This is a genomic window from Pseudobutyrivibrio ruminis DSM 9787, from assembly GCF_900218035.1.
Taxonomy (GTDB): Bacteria; Bacillota; Clostridia; order Lachnospirales; family Lachnospiraceae; genus Pseudobutyrivibrio; species Pseudobutyrivibrio ruminis.
The window spans coordinates 174,897-196,887 of record NZ_OBMR01000008.1; the positions used below are offsets into that span (position 1 = coordinate 174,897).

The window sequence follows — 21,991 nt, forward strand, 5'->3', positions numbered from 1 at the left end:
GAAATAGTCTAGTATGTAATTTCTAACAAAATGAATGGTGCATTTGATTACATTTGCACAAAGATTTGTTACTTATGCAAAGTATTATTGATTTATATGCACCATGAATGTAAAATTTATGGTGCAAGATATAGTGCAAATGCACCTTAGGGAGGTAATATGAGAAAAGCAGCAGTAGTGACATTGGCCGGTATCATGGCAATTAATATGATTGGATGCGGCAATCAGACAGTAGAGGCAGAGGAAGAAAAGTACATGGGAGAAGAATACGAAAACTACGAATTATTCCCAGCATCGGTAGAAGGGTTTATTGGTGACACAATGCCTTTTTACGATGATGGAAAATATAATGTTTTCTATTTGGCAGATCAGCGAAATGGAAAGCAGGGATATCATCCATGGGCTTTGATTCAGACCAGCAATTTTACAGAGTATGATGACAAGGGTGTGGTGATTAATTATGGAGATACTGTCGAAAGTCAGGATATTGCACTTGGTACAGGAAGCGTAATCAAGGATGATAAAGGAATCTATCATGCCTTTTACACAGGCCATAATGACACATATGAACCCAAGGAAGCTGTGATGCATGCTACAAGTTCGGACCTTGAAAACTGGGAAAAGATTCCATCAGATACATTTACAGGTGCAGGCAAGTATTCCACAGACGATTTCAGAGATCCATATGTTTATTATTCGGCTGATGACAAATGCTACGAGATGCTCGTAACCACTCGTTTTGATAATAAGGGAGTTATCGTAAAATACACATCCAATGATTTGAGCAAATGGACTGACGAGGGAGTCTTCTTTGAGAATGACTTGGGAACCGATTCAAATATGGAGTGTCCATCGCTTCTTCAATATAAAGGAAAATACTATTTAGCATTTTCTGATCAGTGGCCAAACAGAGTTGTTCACTATCGAGTATCAGATTCTTTGGATGGTCCATTTGAAAAGCCTGAAAGAGATACATTTGATTGCAATGGATTCTACGCAGGAAGATTGGAGACAGATGGTGAGAATCTTTATGTAGTAGGCTGGAATGGAACCAAGAAGGAACACCAGGATACAGGAGAATATGACTGGGGTGGAAATATGGTCACTCATCTTTTGAATCAAAATGATGATGGAACATTATCACCAGTATTGAATCCAGAGATTAATAAGAAGCTGGTACATGAACTAGATTTGGAACCACTGAAAATGACAGAGACTGTGAAAGCAGACGGTACAACCTATACTTTTAGCGGCGACAAATATGAAATGGTTGGCTTCAAGAATCTAATGGGAAGCTACCTGTTAAAGGCAGATATCAAGGATTTTGATGCTGATGGTATGTTTGGCTTTTGCTTCAATACAAACACTGAAAATGTAGGCAATCTGAATATCATTTTCAACGGGGCAAATAATAGAATCGAGTTTTACAACGGCAGCAACATAATGGAAATAAGCGCTCAATCATATGTTGATTTTGATTTGTCAAAGGAGAAAGAGCTACATGTATCAATGGTTATTTCTGATGGAGTTGTTTGCATGTATGTAAACGATGAGCTGGCTTTTACAACTCGCATGTATTTATCACAGGGAATGGAATGGGGAATTTTCTCAGTTAATTCTAATGTGGTATTCGAAAATATGAGTATTAGTAAGTAGGAGGATAATAATGTTAAAAGAGGGGATTAGTAAGGTGCTTCAGGCTATCCTGGCTCACAAGGTAAAAACGGCGCTGATTGCATCTGGAACCACGGCAGCTATTGCGGTTGCTGCAGTGGTAATGACGAATCATCCTATGGAAATTAAGGATGAGATAATAGCCTTAGGAGGCGGATGGCCGGATTCATTTTTTTCAGACGAATACGTAGAGCCTGAATTTGTGGATGATCCAAGCAGAACAAACAATGCCTTTAATGTAGCAGACTTTGGTGAGCAGGGAAATAACGGCTGGTTTTATAGATATGGTTCAGCTTTGGATCCTGTAAAGTCTAGAAGACTTGAGTCTTATGATGGAGAAAAGTATTTTCAGCTTGGAAAAACAGGTATGGAAATAAAATCAAACTTCATCCACACTGCCGAAGGAACGGCGCCAATTCTTGAGTGGCGAGCTGCAGATACAGGTAAAGTAAATGTACAGCTGACTTACGTAAAGAATGCCAACAAGGACAAGAATCCTTCTTATCCAGATGGTGTCACACTTTATGTGTACAAGGGCGATGAAGCAATCGGCAGATACGAAGTAGATGTAAGCACAGATAAGGAAGAGGTTGTAGAGGAAACAATCAAGGATTTATCTGTGGAGGAATTGGAGAGCCTATACTTTATCGTTGCCCCAAACATGAACAATGCATTTGATGGTGGTTCGCTTTATGTTGCTATCAACGATGTAAACTCTAAAGGGCCAACTGCTTCGGTAGATACCACAAGAGAGAATAATAATGCAAACTCTCAGGAGGATTTTGGAAAGCAGGGAAATAATGGTTGGACGTATCTTTACGGCAAAAGTGTAAAGGATGCCAAGCTTGTATCCACAGAAAAAGATGGAGCATACATGAATGTTACATCTCCAAATCTTACAATTAGCCAGTATTTCATCCATCCAGCTATAAATGACGAGGCTATGCTTTGCTGGCAGCCAGCAGTGGATGGAAAGATTGAGGTCAGAGGAAAGTACACCAAGTTTGAGCAAAACGATGGTGATCCAACATGGCCAGATGGTGTAGTTGTATCTGTATACAAGAATGGTGAAAAGCTATTCAATAAGAAGGTGGCTGCTCCAGCTAAGGGAGAAAACAGCATTTCCTTTAGAGAGCAGGACTTAGAAGTAACAACAAAAGATAAGCTATATTTTGTGGTTGATGCAGGAATCAACTCATCATATGACGGCGGATGCTTCGATATTAATATCATTGATAGAACAGGAGCAACTACAGAAGCAGATGTTCAGATAGATGAATCGGAGACAAGACAGAACTTTGCAGATGTAAAATATGATTTCGGCGAGCAGGGCAAAAACGGATGGTTCTATCAGGATGGATTTGGTGATGAGCCAACTGGTTCATATAACATGCAAAACTTCGAAACTGAAGAAGATAGATATTTTGATAGCAGCTATTTGGAAATTAAGCGTGATTTTGTGAACACAGGAAAGGGCAAATCTGCAGTAATTAAGTGGAAGGTTGCCCAGACTGGTGATATCAAAATCGATGCATCTTATACAAAGTTCAAAAACGAAGATAAGAATCCAAGCTGGCCTGATGGTACTAGAGTAACCATCTATCACAATGATGAAGTTTTAGTTCAGGAAGAGTTTGAAGCTGACACTAAAAAAGAGATTACAAAGTCATTGAACGTAGAAAAAGTGTCTGTTAAAAAAGACGACTTCATCACAATGGTCGTAAATGGTAAGGACAACAACGCCTATGATGGAGGAAGCTATGAGTTTTCAATAAAGGGATTATCACCTCTTACAGGTAAGACTCATAAGGATGTTACTTCCACAGGCGGTTCTAGAACAAATAACGCTTCAATGCAGGAAGACTTCGGAAAGCAGGGAAGCAATGGTTGGGTATTCCAGTCAGGATATTATCTTGACCCTGATTTTGCGGTAAATGTTGAGACTTACAAAGAAAATGATAAGTACACAACTAACGACGGAATTGAAATAAAGAGAGACTACATCATGCCAGCCAATAAAGGCAGATCAGCAAATGTAAAATGGGTTGCAGCTCAGACTGGTCCAGTAGATATTTCATTGACCTATACAAAGCTGAAAAATGAGGATGCAAATCCTGATTGGCCAGATGGTGTAACAGTATATCTCAAGAAGAACAACGAAATCCTTAAACAGCAGGATTTTGCACCTCTTACAGATAGAGAAGTAACAAAGGATTTGTCAGTAGAAGGTGTAAATGTAAAAGCAGGAGATTGCCTGACACTTATGGTAGATGGCAAGGAAAATACAGCCTATGACGGTGGTAATTTCACATTTGTAATCGAAGATGCAGATTTAAAAACTGTTGATATGGTAAATAACAGTGGTAGCAATTATGCAAATCTTGCACTTGATTTTGGTGAGCAGGGCAACAATGGTTGGTACTACTGGGAAGGTAAGAGTGTAGATAAGGCAGAGGTTCTTCGTCAGAAGACAGAGGATGGTACTGGTTATACTTCTAGAAAGCTTAAAGGCTTAGAGGTTAAGAAGGATTTTGTTCAGCCTCGACTCAATGCCCATGCAATGTACAAGTGGGTTGTAGCGGTAGATGGTGAAATTGATATAACTGGAGCCTATGTGAAGTTTGGTCACGAGGACCCTAATGCAACCTGGCCAGATGGAACAACAGTTACTGTATACAGAAATGGCAAAGATATTTTTGATGAAACATGTTCTTGTCCACGAGGAGAGGACCGAAGTAACAAGATTGATATCAATATTTCAAAGTTAAGTGTTAAAGCTGGAGAAGTCATCACTTTTGACATTGGTTGCAATAAGAATAATGCATGGGATGGCGGTCGCCTTGAAATTGATATTGAAGACGCCAATGCAACAAAGGTTGGTGTTGGTAATAAAGAGAGAACAAACAATACTGTTCTTGGTGCTATCGACTCTATTGAACAGGGTACAGATGGATGGTGGTTCTTAGACGGAACATCTCTGAAAGATGCAAAGGTTCTTCATTACATGAATGATGATAAAACTGCTTATCTTTCAGGTAAAAATGAAGGTCTTGAAATAAAGAAGGACTACGTTCATCCAGGTAAAAATGGAGCAGCTATTTATCAATGGGTAGCTTATTCAGATGGCAAAATTGATATTTTAGGAGATTATGTAAAGTTTGGTCAGAATGATTCAAATCCAAGCTATCCAGATGGTACAAAGATTCAAATCTACATAAATGATAAGCTTTTAACTGAGCAGGATGTTGCAGTATTTGCAGGTGATGGAAATGATAACAAAATCGATTTCATGTTCACTAAGCAGGATATTCACAGAGGCGATAAAGTATCATTTTTAATCTCAGCAAAGGGAAATAATGCATATGATGCTGGAAAGCTTTCGGTAAGTATATACGAAGCAAATTCAGAGTCAACTGGCAGAACAAATAATACAAATCTTAAGAATGCATTTGGCGAGCAGGGCTCAGATGGATGGTATTATGGAATGTGCGATTGGGATGGCAAGAACTTTGAATTGCTTGAAATGGACACAGAAAACAACAGATACTACAACAATGGTAAGCCAGAGCTTAAGGCAGATTTTGTTGAACCAGGAAATGGTAAGAACGCTGCATACAAATGGGTTTCAGGTGAAACAGGAAAGATTAAGGTAACAGGAAAATACACTAAGTTTGTTAGTAGCAATGATCCTGCAGCAGATGGCGTAGTTATCAGAATCTTTATCAACGGAGATGAAAAGAAGTTTATTGGTGTTCAAGGCAATTTCTCAAGTGAAGTAACTAGGGATATCAATGAAGAATATGTTGTTCACGAAGGAGATGAAATCGTATTTGCGGTAAACCCTGAGGGCAACGATAGTTATGACGGTGGACGCCTTGAAATCAAGATTTCTGATGGAACAGGAAATGATGATGAACCAGAGACTCCGGACACTCCAGATGATCCTGATGAGCCAGAAAATCCAGGTGAAAACACAGACCCAGAGCCATCAGATGAACCTGAAACAGATGGCAGAACAAATAATACTAATCTTGCATCTGCATTTGGTGAGCAGGGCTCTGATGGATGGTATTATGGAATGTGCGATTGGGATGGAGCAAACTTTAGCGAGTTAGGCTATGATTCAGGGGCAAACAGATACTTTAACGATGGTAAGCCAGAGCTTAAGTCGGATTTTGTTGAACCAGGAAACGGCAGAAATGCAGCTTACAAATGGGTAGTAGCACAAGATGGAACAATCAATATTTCTGGAAGCTATGTGAAGTTTGCAAATAATGAAGATGAAAATGCTACAGGAACTTGCATGAGAATCAGAGTAAACGGACAGGAGATATACTTTGAAAATCAAACAGCTGGAAACTTTGATTCAGAAAGAGAAGCCACATTCGATAAAACAATAGATGTAAAGAAGGGCGATGTAATACTATTTGCCATAGATCCAGAAGGCAACGATGCCTGGGATGGAGGTAGATTAGTGGTAAATATCAAATCAGTTGATTGATAACAGGTAATCGGAAACCTCTGGGGAAACCTCCTCAGAGGCGACGATGCCAACATAAAGATGTTCAGAAAAACCTGCTTGAACAAATATATTAGAGTAAGATAAATCGATGGCATATGGAACACAGCTTTCATCCTCTACGTAATAGTTCTCTAATTGATTTGCAAGGGCAGGATTTTTTGACTCTAAATAATCCTTTGGATTTGTAAGATATCCAGCGTTATTAGCCATTTCGATGCCGTAGCTATCAGCAACAATGATATCAAGCTTGCCAGCACTAATGGCAGACATGAGCTTCATAGAAGATGCATAGGCATACTCTAAATTGTCACTTGCTGGATCTTCAGTGATAAGTAGATTTGTATAGTTGGAAATGTTAAGACCCGATTCTTCATCGATAGATTTTAGCATGCTATCATCGGTGGCAATATTTACATAGGCCACATATAAATCTATGTCATGATTTTTATGAATAGTTCTTATGATAGAAAAAAGAATACAAATAATAGCTGCAGTGACTATTATGTGGATTTTGTAGTAATCCATGATGTACTGCAGCTTTTGTTTTTTGTTTAATTGTGAAAATGTATTAGTTCTGTTCTTCATAGTTCTCAGTGCTTTGTAGCTCGCATTGAATCAAAATATTTTTCATTAGCATGGAATTAATAAGTGCACATGTGCCAACCCCCAGGATGATACATGGTGTGCAAACGTAATATACGATGTATCCCATAATAAGAAATACGCCAAACATTATGACGGTGCAAAAAATAAAACGCATACCAAGCATAATGGAGTTCTTGAAAAGATTAGCTATCGTATTTTCGAAGTGGGCATGTAAAGGATAAATCCAAAGCAATATTATCGTATATGCGATAGAAGCTATGATAAGTACAGCACTGATTAATGTCCAAAGCTTTGATGTAAAACAAAGATGATAAAGGATGTATCCGTCTGTGACGATGACACAGCCTAATAAGGTCATAATCAATCCGATAATAGTGCTTTTCTTAAAATCGTCCTTAAAAGCTTTAAAGAAAGCCTTGGTAATATAGCCTTCTTCATCTTTTACTATCTTTTGACAGCAGTAGTACAAAGCTGTTGTAGATGCTCCGCTTGTGACAATTGGTATACAGCAAATAAACCAAAGTATGTTTAGCCAAACGCTGTAGACAATCTTGGTAAGAAAGGTCAGAACCGGACCATCGTAATTAAGTAAATTTCTCATAAAATCTCCTACTAATTAATCCCTAGTAGATTCTCTATAAATAAGGTTTGTCTCGGTATAAACAGTGCGATAGTTTAAATCAGGCTGTTCGATACGAGATACCAAAAGATTGGCAGCAGTAAAGCCCATAATCTGTGAGTGAATGTGACAGGTGGTTAAGGCTGGTGTCATAACCTTTGATTCTGCTGAATCATCGAAGCCTGCAACCATAACATCCTTTGGATATGAAAGACCCATAACCTTGAGGCAGTTGATTATGTCTATTGCAATGAAATCGTTGGCACAGATAAGCAATTCTGGAAGCTCATCAAGTGCTGAAATGACTTTAAATAGATAGGCAAAATATTCTGGGCCATGTGGATGAATATCTGTAAGACAGAACTTTTCATCTATTGGAAGTCCATTTAAATACATTGCATTTCTAAAAGCCATATATCGTTCAAAGAAAGAGCGGCAGTGATTAGCCTGGCCAACGAAACCAATCTTTTTAACACCGCGTTCTTTCATATTAGAAATCAAGTTAAAGAAGCCCGCTGAATTATCCATCATAAGCACATCTGCTTCAAGCTGATTGCTGTAGCTTTCAACTGGTGCATCCACAAATAGCATTGGGATGCCAAGGCTACAAAGCATTTCACAGTACTTCTGATTGAACATTTCTACACATATGATGCCCTTTGTGCGCTCTCTGTTAAAGCTGGCTGGTAAAACCATATCAGCAATATTGGCAGGAGTAACACGATGCATCAACATGCTATATCCCAAATCTGTAATTTCATGCTGGAATTTGTCTAACATAGTAGAAGCGAAATGGGAGTTATCCAAAAAGCTTCCTGTAAAAAGAGCAATTTCACCAGTGTGCTCTGGTTTCTTTACTATGCTTCCTCCGAAGATATCGGAAACTGAATTTGCGTATGAAAACTGTTTGTACCCCATTTCAACAGCTTTCGCTAATACCTTTTCGCGTGTGGCATCAGCAAGGATGCCGGTGTTATTGATTGCCTTTGATACGGTGTTTCTTGAAACACCAAGAGCATCGGCAATATCTTGAATTGTTACTTTGTTTGCCATTATATTCTCCTATTTATTTAATGTAAAAATCCGCTGTAGGATTTATTGTCTAAATCCGTTGATAAAATTATAAAATGTAAAAATATATTTGTCAAATGTAAAAATTAAGATGGTTCATTTTTACAAAAAGAAAAGTAGAGTATTGTGATAATGTTACAAATAAACAAAATCGCATTGACACAAATGTAAAAAATGGTATAGTAAATTCATACACAAGTTGTGCAAACGCACACAAATGTTTTGGGTGTATATGAGGAGGATAAATGGAAAAGGAAGGCAAATTTCACAATACGATTACGTATGTGACACATCATTGGAGACTATATGTTTTCTTCTTGGGACCAGCGCTTTTACTTACAATCATTTTTAAGTATTTGCCAATGGGTGGTATTTTGATTGCATTTGAAAAGTACAGTCCTTTCAAAGGCTTCTTCGGAAGTGAATGGGTTGGGTTTGAATATTTTCAGCAGTTCCTATCATCCCCAGATTTCATGTCATATCTGGTTAATACATTAAAGCTTAGTGTATTTGGATTGTTATGGGGCTTCCCAGTTCCAATCATTCTTGCACTTCTTCTTAATAGAATTGAGAGCAGCAAGATCAAACAAAAAATTCAGCTTGTTTTATACATGCCAAACTTCATATCAGTAATTGTACTTTGCGGTATGGTAAGAATTCTTCTTTCAGTAACAGGACCAGTTAATATGTTGTTCCACACAACAATCAACTTCCTTACACTTCCAGAAGCATTCAGACCTATCTACATTATAAGTGGTATTTGGCAGGGTGCTGGTTGGGCGTCAATCATGTACACTGCATCACTTGCAAATGCAAGTCAGGAATTAAAGGAAGCAGCTCAGATTGATGGAGCAAACATCTTCCAGCAGATTAAGGCAGTTGAATGGCCTGCCATTAAAGATATGGTAATCATCCAGTTCATTTTACAGGCTGGTAACATAATGAGCATTGGTTTTGAAAAGGCATATGCTTTACAGACAGACTTGAACTTAGGTGCTTCAGAAATCATTGCTACTTACGTATACAAAAAAGGTTTGTTGGATGGAAACTACAGTTATTCAACAGCGGTTGGTTTGTTCAATACAGTCATCAACTTAATCCTACTTTTATCAGTAAACAAAGTTGTTGAGAAAATGAACGACGGCCAGGGCCTGTAATTGGGAGGATACGATGGAGAATAAGAAAAAGAAGAAAAGTACATTTGCCAAGTATTCAGCTGGAGATAAAACATTCTTATTAGTTGGATATGTACTTTTAGGATTATTTGTATTGGCCATAATCGTGCCAATGGTTTACATAGTAATTGCTTCATTTATGGATCCAATTACATTGCAAAACCAAGGAATCACATTTGACTTAGATAAATGGACATTAACAGCATATGAAAGAGTTATTTCCAATTCACAGATTTGGGTAGGCTTTAGAAATGCCGTAATTTATTCGTTGTTGTTTACCTTCCTTTCAGTCGCCATAACAATGCTATGTGCCTACCCAATGTCATTGGATGACTTTAAAGGGAAAAAGATTTTCAACGTTATCTTTATGATAACAATGTTTTTCGGCGGTGGATTGATTCCTACATATTTGTTAATCAGCAATCTTGGTCTTCTTGATAGCATGTGGGCAGTAATTCTTCCAGGAGCTTTCTCAGTATGGAACATGATTATTGCACGTACATATTATAAAGGAATTCCAGGAGAGCTTAGAGAAGCAGCAGAAGTTGATGGAGCAAATGAGCTTACATTATTCTTCAAGATTCTACTTCCAGTATGTACACCAGTTATTGCGGTGCTTTGCTTATGGCAGTTCGTCGGAATGTGGAACAGCTACTTCGATGCAATGATTTATTTAAACACAGCTTCAAAGCAGCCATTACAGTTGGTGCTTAGAGCTATTCTGATTCAGAATCAGCCAGATGCAGGAATGATTGCAGATATGCAGTCAACAGCAGAAAGAGCAAGACTTGCAGAGTTATTAAAATACTCAACAATCATTATTTCAAGCTTGCCACTTTTAGTTATGTATCCATTCTTCCAGAAGTATTTCGATGCTGGAATTATGGTTGGTTCAGTTAAGGGATAAATAGTAGCGTGTAGCTATTATATATATTAAATGGAGGAGATAAAATGAAGAAAAATGTAAAGAGATTCGCAGCAGCCGCTCTTGCTATGACTATGGCAGCGTCAGCATTCACAGGCTGTGGATCAAAGGGTAACAGCGCAAGCAACGCAGACAAGGTAGATGTATCAAATCTATCATTTCCTTTGGATGAGAAGGTAACAATCACAGGTATGATTAGCTATCCAACAGGAACAGAGGAGGAGCCAAACAATCGTACAATCTTCAAAAGACTTGAGGATGACACAAACGTACATGTTGAATGGACAGCCATTTCTTCAGATCAGTGGGGCGACAAGATTTCATTGAATATGGCTAATGTAAACACACTTACAGATTTCGTATTTAACGCAGGCTTCAGTGATAGTGATCTTTTAAGATACGCTGATCAGGGCGTTATCATTCCTGTAGAGGATTACATTGATGAGTATATGCCAAACTTAAGCACTGTATTCGAGAAGTATCCAGAATACCGTACAATGTGCGAAGATGAAGATGGTCACATCTGGGCATTACCATGGATTGAGCAGCTTGGTTCAGAGAAGACTGCTATCCAGACAGTTGGTAACAACATGACATTCATCAACCAGAAGTGGTTAGATTTCCTTGGACTTGAAACACCTACAACAGTAGATGAGTTTGAGCAGGTTCTTTTAGCTTTCCAGGAGCACTCAAGTGAGCTTCAGAAAGAGTTCAACATTGATGGTGACATCATTCCTATGTCTTGCATCGTAAATGATCAGGATCCAAACCTTTTGATTAATGGTTTTGGCGATGGTATCGGTGATGTAGATATGGGTCAGCATATTGCAGTAAATGATGACGGAAAAGTTGTATGTACTGCAACTACAGATGGTTTTAGAGATGGTGTAGAATGGTTACATAAGCTTTACAGCGAAGGCTTAATCGATCCAGAGTGCTTCACACAGGATTGGTCAACATACGTTGCAAAGGGTAAATCACACAGATATGGTGTATGCTTCTCATGGGATGTTGCAAACATCGACAACATTCAGGACTATGTTCCACTTGCAGCTCTTAAGGCAGATACAGTAAGCGTTACTCCACAGAATGGTTCATTTACTTCTGGTTTTGATAGAGGACGTTGCGTAGTAACAAGTGTATGTTCAAACCCTGCATTAGTATGTGCTTGGTTAGATCAGATGTATGATCCATTCCAGTCTCCACAGAACAACTGGGGTACATACGGCGAGGATGATGATTTCGATATCTTCGAGCTTAGCGAGAATGCAAACGGCGAGCCAATGCTTAAGCATGCAGCTTTAGGTGATGCTTCACCTGTTGAGGTTCGTGAGGCAGAGTGCGTAAGCGGACCACTTGCAGTATTAGATGAGTACTATGATGTATACGTAACATGCCCAGATGATGCCCAGTATCGTCTTGATTGGATTAAGGACTACTACACAGATGATATGCACTGCAAGTATGTATATCCAAAGGTATTTATGTCTGCTGATGATACAGAAAAGCTTTCAGCTATTCAGACAGATTTAGTATCATATTTAAATTCAAGCAAGGCTGAGTTTATCAGAGATGGTATTACAGATGCTACTTGGCAGTCATACCTTGATCAGGTAGATAGCTACGGCTTAGATCAATATTTGGAAATCTATCAGAAGTACTTTGATGATTTCTATGCTAATTAAGAAATAAAACACGGAAGGAATTATAAATACCAATGAGCAGTCAAACACTTAGAGAGGCGAGAAAATACGAGGAGGTCTATGAGAAATTAATACCTGAGGAGGATAGACCAAAGTTTCATTTATCGCCTAGGGTTGGTTGGATGAATGACCCTAATGGATTAAGTTATTATGAAGGGAAGTATCATTTATTCTACCAGTATCATCCATATGATGCACACTGGGGCCCAATGCATTGGGGCCATGCCACAAGTACTGATTTGCTTCATTGGGAGTTTCTTCCAGTTGCTTTGGCTCCAGATGAGTTCTACGACAAGGATGGCGTCTTCTCAGGAAGTGCCATCACTCTAGAGGATGGCAGACATCTTCTTATCTACACTGGCGTTATGAAAAGAACAGCTGAAAATGGTCAGATGAAAGAGTTCCAGACACAGTGTATAGCAGTCGGTGACGGATTAGATTACGAGAAATACGAAAACAATCCTGTTATTAATTCAGACCTTATCCCTGAGGGGTCAAGCAAAACAGATTTTAGAGATCCAAAGATTTGGAAAAAAGAAGATGGCAGCTACAGATGTTTAGTTGCCAACAGAGCACCAGATGGAAGTGGACATTTACTTCTATTTAAGAGTGCAGATTGCATTCACTGGGAGTTCGAGAAAATATTTGCAAAGAATGAGCGCAGATATGGTCTCATGTGGGAATGTCCAGACTTCTTTGAATTAGAAGGCAAAGGTGTTCTTTTAACAAGTCCACAGGATATGCTTCCTGAAGGATTTGAATTCCACAACGGCAATGGTAACCTCTGCATAATTGGTGATTTCGATTCTGCAACAGATACATTTACAGAAGAAAATGTTCAGGCAGTTGATTACGGAATTGATTTCTACGCTATGCAGACAATTCTCACAGAAGATGGCAGAAGAGTCATGATTGGCTGGATGCAGAACTGGGATACAACGGGGGCCCATGATGGATCAGAGCCATGGTTCGGCCAGATGTCACTTCCAAGAGAGCTTTCTATCAGAGATGGTAGATTATGCCAGTGGCCAATTAAAGAAGTAGAAGATATGCGTTCTAATAAAGTAGAGTATCGTGATTACGATATTACTGCTACAAAGAACATCAAAGACAGTGATAGCGAAAGCGTTGTAGGTGGTGTTTCATTAGAAGGCATTAATGGCAGATGTTTAGATCTAGAATTAGAAGTTAAGCCTAAGGATATTCAGGCTATGTATGACAGATTCGTTATCTCAATTGCAGCAGATGACAAGTATCATACAGATATCGTTCTTCGTCCAAAGGAAAACATTGCAAAGATTGACAGAAAGTTTTCTGGCTCGAGACGTGCAATAGTGCATCAGCGTAGAGCTCATATTCCATGGAAGAGCGAGACAATCAAGCTTAGAATTGTAATGGATAGATACAGCATGGAAGTATTCTTCGAGGATGGAATGTACGTTATGACAGCATCGCTTCCAACTGATGTATCTTGCGATGGCATCTATTTCAACACAAATGAGGATGCAGTTATCAACATTACAAAATACGATCTAAACTAAATTGATTATTGCCAGCGACGGACAAATGTCCGCCCTACGGAAATTTTTTATTGTAATACTGAAAAAATTATAGTATAGTATCAAGAGCGATTACTTTAGTTTAGTAAAGTGACCTCTTGATACTTTTTTTTGTATAGATTAAATGTGAAAACTCTGTCCTATACAGAACAAATGTGCTATTATGAATGCGTACGATAGTATCAAGATAAGGAAGGTTTTACATGGATCTATTTGATTACATGAGACAGGAAGCAAAGAAAAAGGAATCGCCTCTTGCCGCTAGGCTTCGTCCTACCACACTTGATGAAGTGGTTGGCCAGCAGCACATCATTGGCAAGGACAAGCTCCTTTACAGAGCCATTAAGGCGGACAAGCTTTCTTCTATTATATTTTATGGACCACCTGGTACAGGCAAGACCACACTTGCACAGGTAATCGCCCACACCACATCTGCAGAGTTTACTTCCATCAATGCCACCACATCCGGCAAAAAGGACATGGAGGCAGTTGTTGAGGGAGCTAAACAGACACTTGGTGCATACGGCAAAAAAACAATTCTATTTATCGATGAGATTCACAGATTCAATAAAGGCCAGCAGGATTATCTGCTTCCATTCGTTGAGGACGGCACCATCATTCTTATAGGAGCCACCACTGAGAATCCATACTTCGAGGTCAACGGAGCTTTGCTTTCCCGTTCAATCATCTTCGAGCTAAAGCCACTTGATATAGAGGATATTAAAACCCTCATCAACAGAGCTTTAACAGATTCAGAAAAGGGACTTGGAAGCTACGATGCTGTTATCGATGATGACGCTTTAGAGTTTTTAGCAGACATTGCAAATGGCGATGCCAGAAGCGCTCTTACAGCTATTGAGCTTGGCGTTCTCACTACAGACAGATCCGACGATGGTAAAATCCACATCACCATAGATGTTGCCAGTGAATGCATTCAGCGTAGAGTTATCAAATACGACAAAGATGGCGATAATCATTACGACACCATCTCTGCTTTTATAAAGAGTATGAGAGGCTCAGATCCAGATGCGGCTGTTTATTATTTGGCTCGAATGCTTTACGCAGGAGAGGATCCCAAATTTATTGCAAGACGTATATGTATTTGTGCATCAGAGGATGTAGGAAATGCTGATCCTCAGGCACTGGTAGTTGCTACCAGCGCATTCCTTGCAACAGAACGAATCGGTATGCCAGAGTGTCAGATTATTCTTTCTCACGCTGCTACATACGTAGCATGTGCACCTAAATCAAATTCAGCCTACGGAGCTATTGATTTAGCCATGCAAGAAGTGAGAAACAACCACACGCGACCAATTCCAACACATCTGCAGGATGCACACTATAAGTCTGCTGGAAAGCTAGGACATGGCATAGGTTATGAATATGCTCACGATTATCCTAACCATTTCTCACACCAGAGATATCTTCCAGAGGGACTTGAAAGTGGAGATTTTTACAGACCAGGAAATCTCGGTTATGAACAAGTTATTAATGAGTACTTAGATAAAGTACGAAATAATAAATAAAGTAAATGAAAGAGGACCAACAATGAAAAAGTACAGTGAAATGTCACCCGAAGAACTTGAAGCAGAGAAGGAGCTACTTAGAAAAGAGTATGTTGCTTGGCAGGCAAAGGGCTTAAAGCTTGATATGAGCCGTGGAAAGCCATCCGTAGAGCAGCTCAATCTTTCTATGCCACTTTTCGACATCCTTGATGGAAAGTCTCTTATGAAATGCATGAATGGTGTTGAGACTAGAAATTACGGACAGTTGGAAGGTATCGTAGAAGCTCAGCATCTTATGGCAGAAATCATGGATTGCCAGCCAGAGCAGGTAATCGTATGCGGCAACTCATCATTAAACATCATGTTTGATACAGTTGCTCGTGGATACATGTTTGGTTTTGATGGCTGCACACCATGGTGCAAGCTTGAAAGAGTTAAATGGCTTTGCCCAGTTCCTGGTTATGACAGACATTTTGCTATTACACAGCATTTTGGTTTTGATATGATAAACATCCCTATGAATGAGGATGGTCCTGATATGGATGTTGTTGAGGGACTTGTTGCAGCAGATGACACAATCAAGGGTATCTGGTGCGTACCAAAGTACTCAAATCCTCAGGGTATTGTATACTCAGACGAAGTTGTTAGACGTATGGCAAATCTTAAGCCAGCAGCTAAGGACTTCAGAGTATTCTGGGATAACGCATATGCGGTACATCACTTATACAAAGAAAAGAGCAAGATTTTAAATATCCTTCACGAGTGCGAGGAAGCAGACAATCCAAATCTCGTATTTGAGTTCGCTTCTACTTCTAAAATCACATTTGCAGGTGGTGGAATTGCAGCTATCGCATGCAACCACAACAACCGTGAGGAGCTCAAAAAGACACTTACAGTTCAGACAATTGGATTCGACAAAATCAACATGCTTCGTCATGCTAGATATTTCCAGGATGTTGAATCAGTATCTAAGCACATGGAAAGACATGCAAAGATTCTTCGTCCTAAGTTTGAGCTTGTTATCAAGACAATGGAAGATGATTTAACAGGCCCAGGATGTGGTTCATGGATTTCTCCAAAGGGTGGCTACTTCATCACATTTGAGGCTCCAAAGGGAACAGCTACACGTATCGTAGATTTGGCAGCAGAGGCAGGCGTTAAGCTTACACCAGCTGGTGCACCATTCCCATACCACATGGATCCAGGCGATTCAATCATCAGATTTGCTCCATCTCTTCCACCAATCGAAGAATTAGAGGAAGCAGCAAAAATCTTTACAGTTTGTGCTCGTATTGCATATCTTGAAAAGCTTATTTTGGCCAAGGCTGAATAGGAGGTTTCTTTATGAAGATAGGTTTTATTGGAACAGGTAACATGGGTAGTGCCATGATGGGAGGAATCATTTCCTCAGGCATGGTAGAAGCTACTGATGTTATGGCTACAGATATTTTCCAGGCAGCGCTTGATAGAATCAGCGAAGAGTTTGGAGTACATACTAGCACTGATAATAGAGACGCAGTAGAATTTGCAGACATCATTTTTCTTGCTGTAAAGCCTCAGTTTTTAGCTAAGGTAGTAGATGGCATCAAGGATATGGATTTCAGTGATAAGCTTGTTGTTAGTATTGCAGCAGGTCAGTCATTGGAACGTCTTACAGGAATGTTTGGCAAGGAGCTCAAGCTTATCCGAGTAATGCCAAATACTCCAGCACTTGTTGGAGAAGGCATGAGCGCTCTTAGCCCTAATGAGCTTGTTTCAGAAGATGAAGCAGCCACTGTATTAAAGCTTTTTGAAGCATTTGGACAGGCAGAAATTATTCCAGAGCGTCTTCAGGATGCAGTAGTTGGAATTAGCGGTTCTTCACCAGCCTATGTTTATATGTTCATCGAAGCACTTGCTGACGGAGCAGTTGCAGAGGGAATGCCTCGTACACAAGCATACAAGTTTGCAGCGCAGGCAGTTCTAGGTTCAGCCAAAATGGTTCTTGAAACTGGTGAGCATCCAGGGGTTCTCAAGGATGCAGTTTGCTCTCCAGGTGGCACCACTATCGAGGCTGTTGCAGCTCTCGAGGCAGCAGGATTCAGAAGCGCAGTTATCGAAGCAGAACGAATCTGTATCGAAAAATCTAGAGATTTATAATATGTAAAAAATCTTACATCAAAGGCACAAAAAGTAAGGGCCACAATATTTTTCATAATGATAATATGTAACTATTCAGAATAATCTGAGGTATATCAGATTAGGCTGAATAGTTATTTTTTTGCAAAAAAGGAGAGATTGTTATGAATATCCTAAGACCGGACAGCGAGGTAATGGAATTTCTAGGGAAGGCGACGGATTTAATTATATTAAATTTGCTTTGTGTTCTATGTTCTATACCAATAATCACTATTGGTGCGTCTTTTACTGCTAAATATTATGTTTCCATGAAGATAGCTAAGGGAGAAGAACCAAGTGCAGTAAAAAGCTTCTTTAAGTCATTTTGCTTAAATTTCAAGCAGATTACTCCAGTATGGATTGCGGAGTTGTTGGTATTACTGATTTTGGCTTTTGACTGGTACAACCTTTTCTTTGGAATGGCCAAATCAATGCCTATTCCTATGAGAGTGGTACTAGCAGTTATTACTTTTTTGGTATGGTCAATTATTTATTGCATGTTTCCTTTTATGGCAAGATTTCAGACCACAACAAAGGATTTGGTAAAAGCATCCATAGTTATGGCAATACTTAATATCCCAAGAATGGTACTGATTTTTATAGTAACTTTTTTACCATATATTATTTGTGCATGGTATATCCAGTGGGGGCTGGGAATTTGGATACTTGTTACTACTGTCTCTCTTTACTACATCAGTAAGGAGTTCGACACTCAGCTAGAAATGATTACAAAAGGAGAAGATGAAAATGAATCAAGAAACAATGAAGCGTGCTAAAGAAATAGTGTCGCAAATGACTATGGAAGAAAAGACTAGTCAGATGCTATATCACGCAGCAGCTATAGATAGGTTGGGGATACCAGCATATTGTTGGTGGAATGAGGCTTTGCATGGGGTGGCCAGAGCTGGAGATGCAACAGTTTTTCCTCAGGCAATTGGACTGGGAGCTACATTTGATGAGGCACTAGTGGAGAAAATTGGTGATGCTACTTCTACAGAAGGTCGAGCTAAATACAATCAGTTCACTAAGCATGGTGATAGAGATATTTATAAGGGACTTACATATTGGGCACCAAATGTAAATATTTTCAGAGACCCAAGATGGGGCAGAGGCCATGAAACATATGGTGAGGACCCATATCTTACTGGCCAGTTGGGAATGGCTTTTGTAAAAGGATTACAGGGTCCAGATCTTGATAATCCCAAGGCAGCTGCTTGCGCAAAGCATTTTGCAGTTCATTCTGGTCCGGAGGCAGACAGACATCATTTTGATGCCAGGGTATCAGATCAGGATTTGTACGATACTTATCTTTACGCCTTTAAGAGACTTGTAAAGGATGCAAAGGTAGAGTCTGTTATGGGAGCCTACAATCGTGTAAACGGAGAGCCAGCTTGTGGAAGTAAACGCTTACTAAAGGACATCCTGAGAGATGACTGGGGCTTTGAAGGACATGTTGTTTCTGACTGTTGGGCTATCAGAGATTTTCACGAAAATCATAAGGTCACAGGCTGTGAAGTGGAATCGGCAGCATTGGCTGTGAATAACGGCTGCGATTTGAACTGCGGATGTGTATATGAAAAGTTAATTTATGCATATAAAGCTGGACTTGTTTCAGAGGAGACAATTAACACTGCAGTTGAAAGATTGATTGAACTTCGATTACGCTTAGGAACTCTTCCTGAAAGAAAAAGTAAATATGATGATATTCCATATGAAGTGGTGGAATGCAAAGAGCATAAGGATTTAGCTAATGAAGCAGCAAAGGAAAGCTTTGTTTTATTAAAGAATGATGGCGTCTTGCCACTGAATAAAGACAAGTTAAAGACCATAGGAGTCATTGGTCCTAATTCAAACTCAAGAATAGCCCTTGTTGGAAATTACGAAGGAATTTCATCTGAATATATCACTCCACTTGAAGGTATCCAGAGATTTGTTGGAGATGATGTAAGAGTATTCCATGCAGATGGAACTCATCTTTGGAAGGATAGAATGCATGTGCTTAGCGAAGCGAGAGATGATTTTGCAGAAGCTATGGCAGTTGCAGAGCATTCAGATGTTGTGGTTATGTGCTTAGGCTTAGATTCCACAATCGAAGGTGAAGAAGGTGACGCTGGAAATGAGTTCGGCAGCGGTGATAAAAAGGGTCTTAAGCTTCCAGGTTTACAGCAGGAATTACTTGAAAAAATAACTGCAGTAGGAAAGCCAGTTGTTCTTCTTCTTTTATCTGGTTCAGCCCTTGATTTATCATGGGCACAGGAAAACGTAAATGCCATAATGCAATGCTGGTATCCAGGAGCAAGAGGTGGAAAAGCTATTGCTCAGGTACTGTTTGGACAGGAAAGCCCAAGCGGAAAGCTTCCTGTTACATTCTACGCATCTGACAAAGATTTACCTGATTTCAAAGATTACTCTATGGATAATAGAACTTATAGATATTTTAAGGGAACACCACTTTATCCATTTGGATATGGATTGGGATATTCCAAAATCAAATGCGAAAATGCTTCTATTGATAAACTTTCAGGCAACATGAATGAGCATTTTACAGTGAATATCGATGTGACAAACCAAGGAAGTATGAATCAAAAAGAAGTGGTTCAGTTGTACATCAAGGACGTGGAAGCATCAACAAGAGTTCCATTGTGGTCTTTGAGAAAAGTAATGAGAGTCTCACTTACACCAGGGGAGACAAAGACAGTTTCATTTGAGCTTGCTCCAAGAGATTTTGCAATCATCGATGAAAAAGGAAATGCTATTGTAGAGCCAGGCAAGTTTAAGATAGCTGTTGGAACAAGTCAGCCTGATGGTAGAAGCAAAGAGCTTACTGGAAATAAATGTGATGTATTTGAAATAGAATTGAAAGGGGAAACTATTCAGGTGGAATACTAGGATAGTTTTATATAGGGAGAAGATAATGACAATTGCTAATAATCCGATTTTAAAGGGCTTTTATCCAGACCCATCAATATGCAGAGTGGGAGATGATTTTTATATTGTATGTTCAAGCTTTGTGTATTTTCCGGGAGTGCCAATTTTCCACAGTAAGGATTTGGCCCATTGGGAGCAGATAGGACATGTGCTTGATAGAGAAAGCCAGCTTCCATTACATGGTGAAATATCTAGAGGAATTTTTGCTCCAACAATTAGAGAGCACAAAGGCACATTTTACATGATTACAACAAATGTGGATGCTGGAGGAAATTTCCTTGTTACAGCAAAGGACCCAGCAGGACCATGGTCAGATCCATACTATTTGGGTGATAAAGAATGCCCTGGCATTGATCCATCATTATTCTTTGACGATGATGATCGTTGCTACTATGTTGGAACCAGACCAAATCCAGAAGGTGTTAGATACAACGGGGATTGGGAAATCTGGGTACAGGAGCTGGATTTAGATTCTATGAAGCTTGTTGGCCCATCTATGGCAATTTGGAAGGGGGCTGTTAAGGATGTTATTTGGCCAGAAGGTCCTCATCTTTACAAGAAGGATGGTTATTACTATTTGATTCATGCAGAAGGTGGCACAGGCCCAGAGCATGCTATATCAGTTGCCAGATCAAAGGAACTCTTTAAATGGTTTGAAGGCTGTCCAAGAAATCCAATATTTACACATAGAAATCTGGGCAAGAACTATCCTGTTATCTATGCAGGACATGGAGATTTAGTTGATGACAAAGACGGTAACTACTATATAGTAATGCTTGCATCAAGACAGTGTAAGAACCATTGCAGTATGGGCCGAGAGACATTCCTTGCCAAGGTTACATGGGAAGATGGATGGCCTGTTATTAATCCAGGTGTCGGCAAGCTTACAGACCAGGTTGAACTTCCATTTGAGGAATACAGATTCAACCAGGAAAACTCGTATACTGACATTATTCATTTCGACAGCAAAGAATTGGATGATAGATTAGTTGGAATTGAAAGAAGAAGTGAGGATTTCTATTCCCTTACAGAAAAATCAGGATTTCTTACTCTTTACACTCGTCCAGAAAGAATCGAGGATATTTGCAATCCTTCTTATCTTGGAATTCGTCAGAAGGATTATGCATTTGCTGTTAGCTGCGGAATTGATTTTACACCTAAGAATGAAAAAGAATGCGGTGGCCTTGTGTTGTTCCAAAACCATGAAAATCATTTAGTTATGGAAATTGTAAAAGGCGAAAGTGGAAAGCAATTCCGTGTGAGAACTGTAATTTCTGGCAAAGAAGAAATTATAAAATCAATACCAGTTTCAGATGGATTGGTTGAAATTGGAATAAAGGCAAAGGAACAGAAGTGCCAGATTTATATTGTTGATGAAAATGGCCAGTTGCCTGTAAAGGAAGATGTTGATTTGATTCCATACACAACAGAGGAAGCAGGGGGATTTGTTGGCTGCACAGTTGGTATGTACACTTCCTCAAATGGAGATACTTCTGATAACAAATGCAGCTTTAAATGGATTAGTCACACAAAGAATTAAGGGCATG

General features: G+C 39.4%; 15 protein-coding genes. 12 read left to right on the plus strand and 3 right to left on the minus strand.

Annotation, left to right across the window (positions count from 1 at the left end; genetic code table 11):
• Positions 1-159: 159 nt before the first annotated feature.
• Both CRN97_RS09605 and CRN97_RS09610 read left to right on the plus strand, forming a co-directional pair.
• Entirely contained in the window at positions 160-1,656 is a 1,497-nt protein-coding gene (locus CRN97_RS09605) for a glycoside hydrolase family 32 protein (RefSeq protein ID WP_097076724.1), read from the plus strand.
• A 10-nt stretch (positions 1,657-1,666) separates the two neighbouring features.
• Complete coding sequence (locus CRN97_RS09610) at positions 1,667-6,175, plus strand: hypothetical protein (RefSeq protein WP_097076725.1); 4,509 nt, start codon at positions 1,667-1,669, stop codon at positions 6,173-6,175.
• On the opposite strand, the gene CRN97_RS09615 is transcribed toward CRN97_RS09610, so the two are convergent.
• The 3 genes from CRN97_RS09615 to CRN97_RS09625 are packed head-to-tail and all read right to left on the minus strand — an operon-like array spanning position 6,164 to position 8,474.
• Positions 6,164-6,781 (minus strand): hypothetical protein, encoded by a 618-nt coding sequence (locus CRN97_RS09615; RefSeq protein WP_097076726.1) that lies wholly within the window; start codon positions 6,779-6,781, stop codon positions 6,164-6,166. The two genes, CRN97_RS09610 and CRN97_RS09615, sit on opposite strands and share 12 nt — an antisense overlap.
• A complete protein-coding gene (locus CRN97_RS09620; protein ID WP_097076727.1) occupies positions 6,765-7,403 on the minus strand; it encodes a YesL family protein in 639 nt (212 codons plus the stop codon). Before CRN97_RS09620 ends, CRN97_RS09615 begins: the two co-directional genes overlap by 17 nt.
• 15 nt (positions 7,404-7,418) lie before the next feature.
• Positions 7,419-8,474, minus strand: a complete 1,056-nt coding sequence (locus CRN97_RS09625) for a LacI family DNA-binding transcriptional regulator (RefSeq protein ID WP_097076728.1) — start codon at positions 8,472-8,474, stop codon at positions 7,419-7,421.
• Positions 8,475-8,737: 263 nt separating this feature from the next.
• On the opposite strand from CRN97_RS09625, the gene CRN97_RS09630 reads away from it, so the two are divergent.
• The 10 genes from CRN97_RS09630 to CRN97_RS09675 all read left to right on the plus strand — a co-directional run bounded on the left by CRN97_RS09630 (position 8,738) and on the right by CRN97_RS09675 (position 21,984).
• The gene (locus CRN97_RS09630; protein ID WP_033151549.1) at positions 8,738-9,649 is read left to right on the plus strand and encodes an ABC transporter permease; all 912 of its coding nucleotides are present in this window, start codon (positions 8,738-8,740) and stop codon (positions 9,647-9,649) included.
• A 13-nt stretch (positions 9,650-9,662) separates the two neighbouring features.
• Entirely contained in the window at positions 9,663-10,574 is a 912-nt protein-coding gene (locus CRN97_RS09635) for a carbohydrate ABC transporter permease (protein ID WP_097076729.1), read from the plus strand.
• A 44-nt stretch (positions 10,575-10,618) separates the two neighbouring features.
• Entirely contained in the window at positions 10,619-12,277 is a 1,659-nt protein-coding gene (locus CRN97_RS09640) for an ABC transporter substrate-binding protein (protein ID WP_097076730.1), read from the plus strand.
• A gap of 32 nt (positions 12,278-12,309) precedes the next feature.
• Positions 12,310-13,836 (plus strand): glycoside hydrolase family 32 protein, encoded by a 1,527-nt coding sequence (locus CRN97_RS09645; RefSeq protein ID WP_097076731.1) that lies wholly within the window; start codon positions 12,310-12,312, stop codon positions 13,834-13,836.
• 221 nt (positions 13,837-14,057) lie between these two features.
• Positions 14,058-15,380, plus strand: a complete 1,323-nt coding sequence (locus CRN97_RS09650) for a replication-associated recombination protein A (protein ID WP_097076732.1) — start codon at positions 14,058-14,060, stop codon at positions 15,378-15,380.
• A 22-nt stretch (positions 15,381-15,402) separates the two neighbouring features.
• Complete coding sequence (locus tag CRN97_RS09655; RefSeq protein WP_097076733.1) at positions 15,403-16,692, plus strand: PLP-dependent aminotransferase family protein; 1,290 nt, start codon at positions 15,403-15,405, stop codon at positions 16,690-16,692.
• A gap of 11 nt (positions 16,693-16,703) precedes the next feature.
• Positions 16,704-17,498 carry a pyrroline-5-carboxylate reductase gene (gene proC, locus CRN97_RS09660; protein ID WP_097076734.1) on the plus strand — a complete coding sequence of 265 codons (795 nt, stop codon included), beginning with the start codon at positions 16,704-16,706 and terminating at the stop codon, positions 17,496-17,498.
• Between the two features lie 173 nt (positions 17,499-17,671).
• Entirely contained in the window at positions 17,672-18,292 is a 621-nt protein-coding gene (locus CRN97_RS09665; RefSeq protein ID WP_242962061.1) for a YesL family protein, read from the plus strand.
• Positions 18,264-20,405: a glycoside hydrolase family 3 C-terminal domain-containing protein gene (locus tag CRN97_RS09670; protein WP_097076736.1), complete on the plus strand. Its 2,142-nt coding sequence runs from the start codon at positions 18,264-18,266 to the stop codon at positions 20,403-20,405. The genes CRN97_RS09665 and CRN97_RS09670 overlap by 29 nt, the downstream gene beginning before the upstream one ends.
• A gap of 25 nt (positions 20,406-20,430) precedes the next feature.
• Positions 20,431-21,984, plus strand: coding sequence for a glycoside hydrolase family 43 protein (locus tag CRN97_RS09675; protein ID WP_097076737.1), 1,554 nt, complete (start codon positions 20,431-20,433; stop codon positions 21,982-21,984).
• The last annotated feature ends 7 nt before the right edge of the window (positions 21,985-21,991 follow it).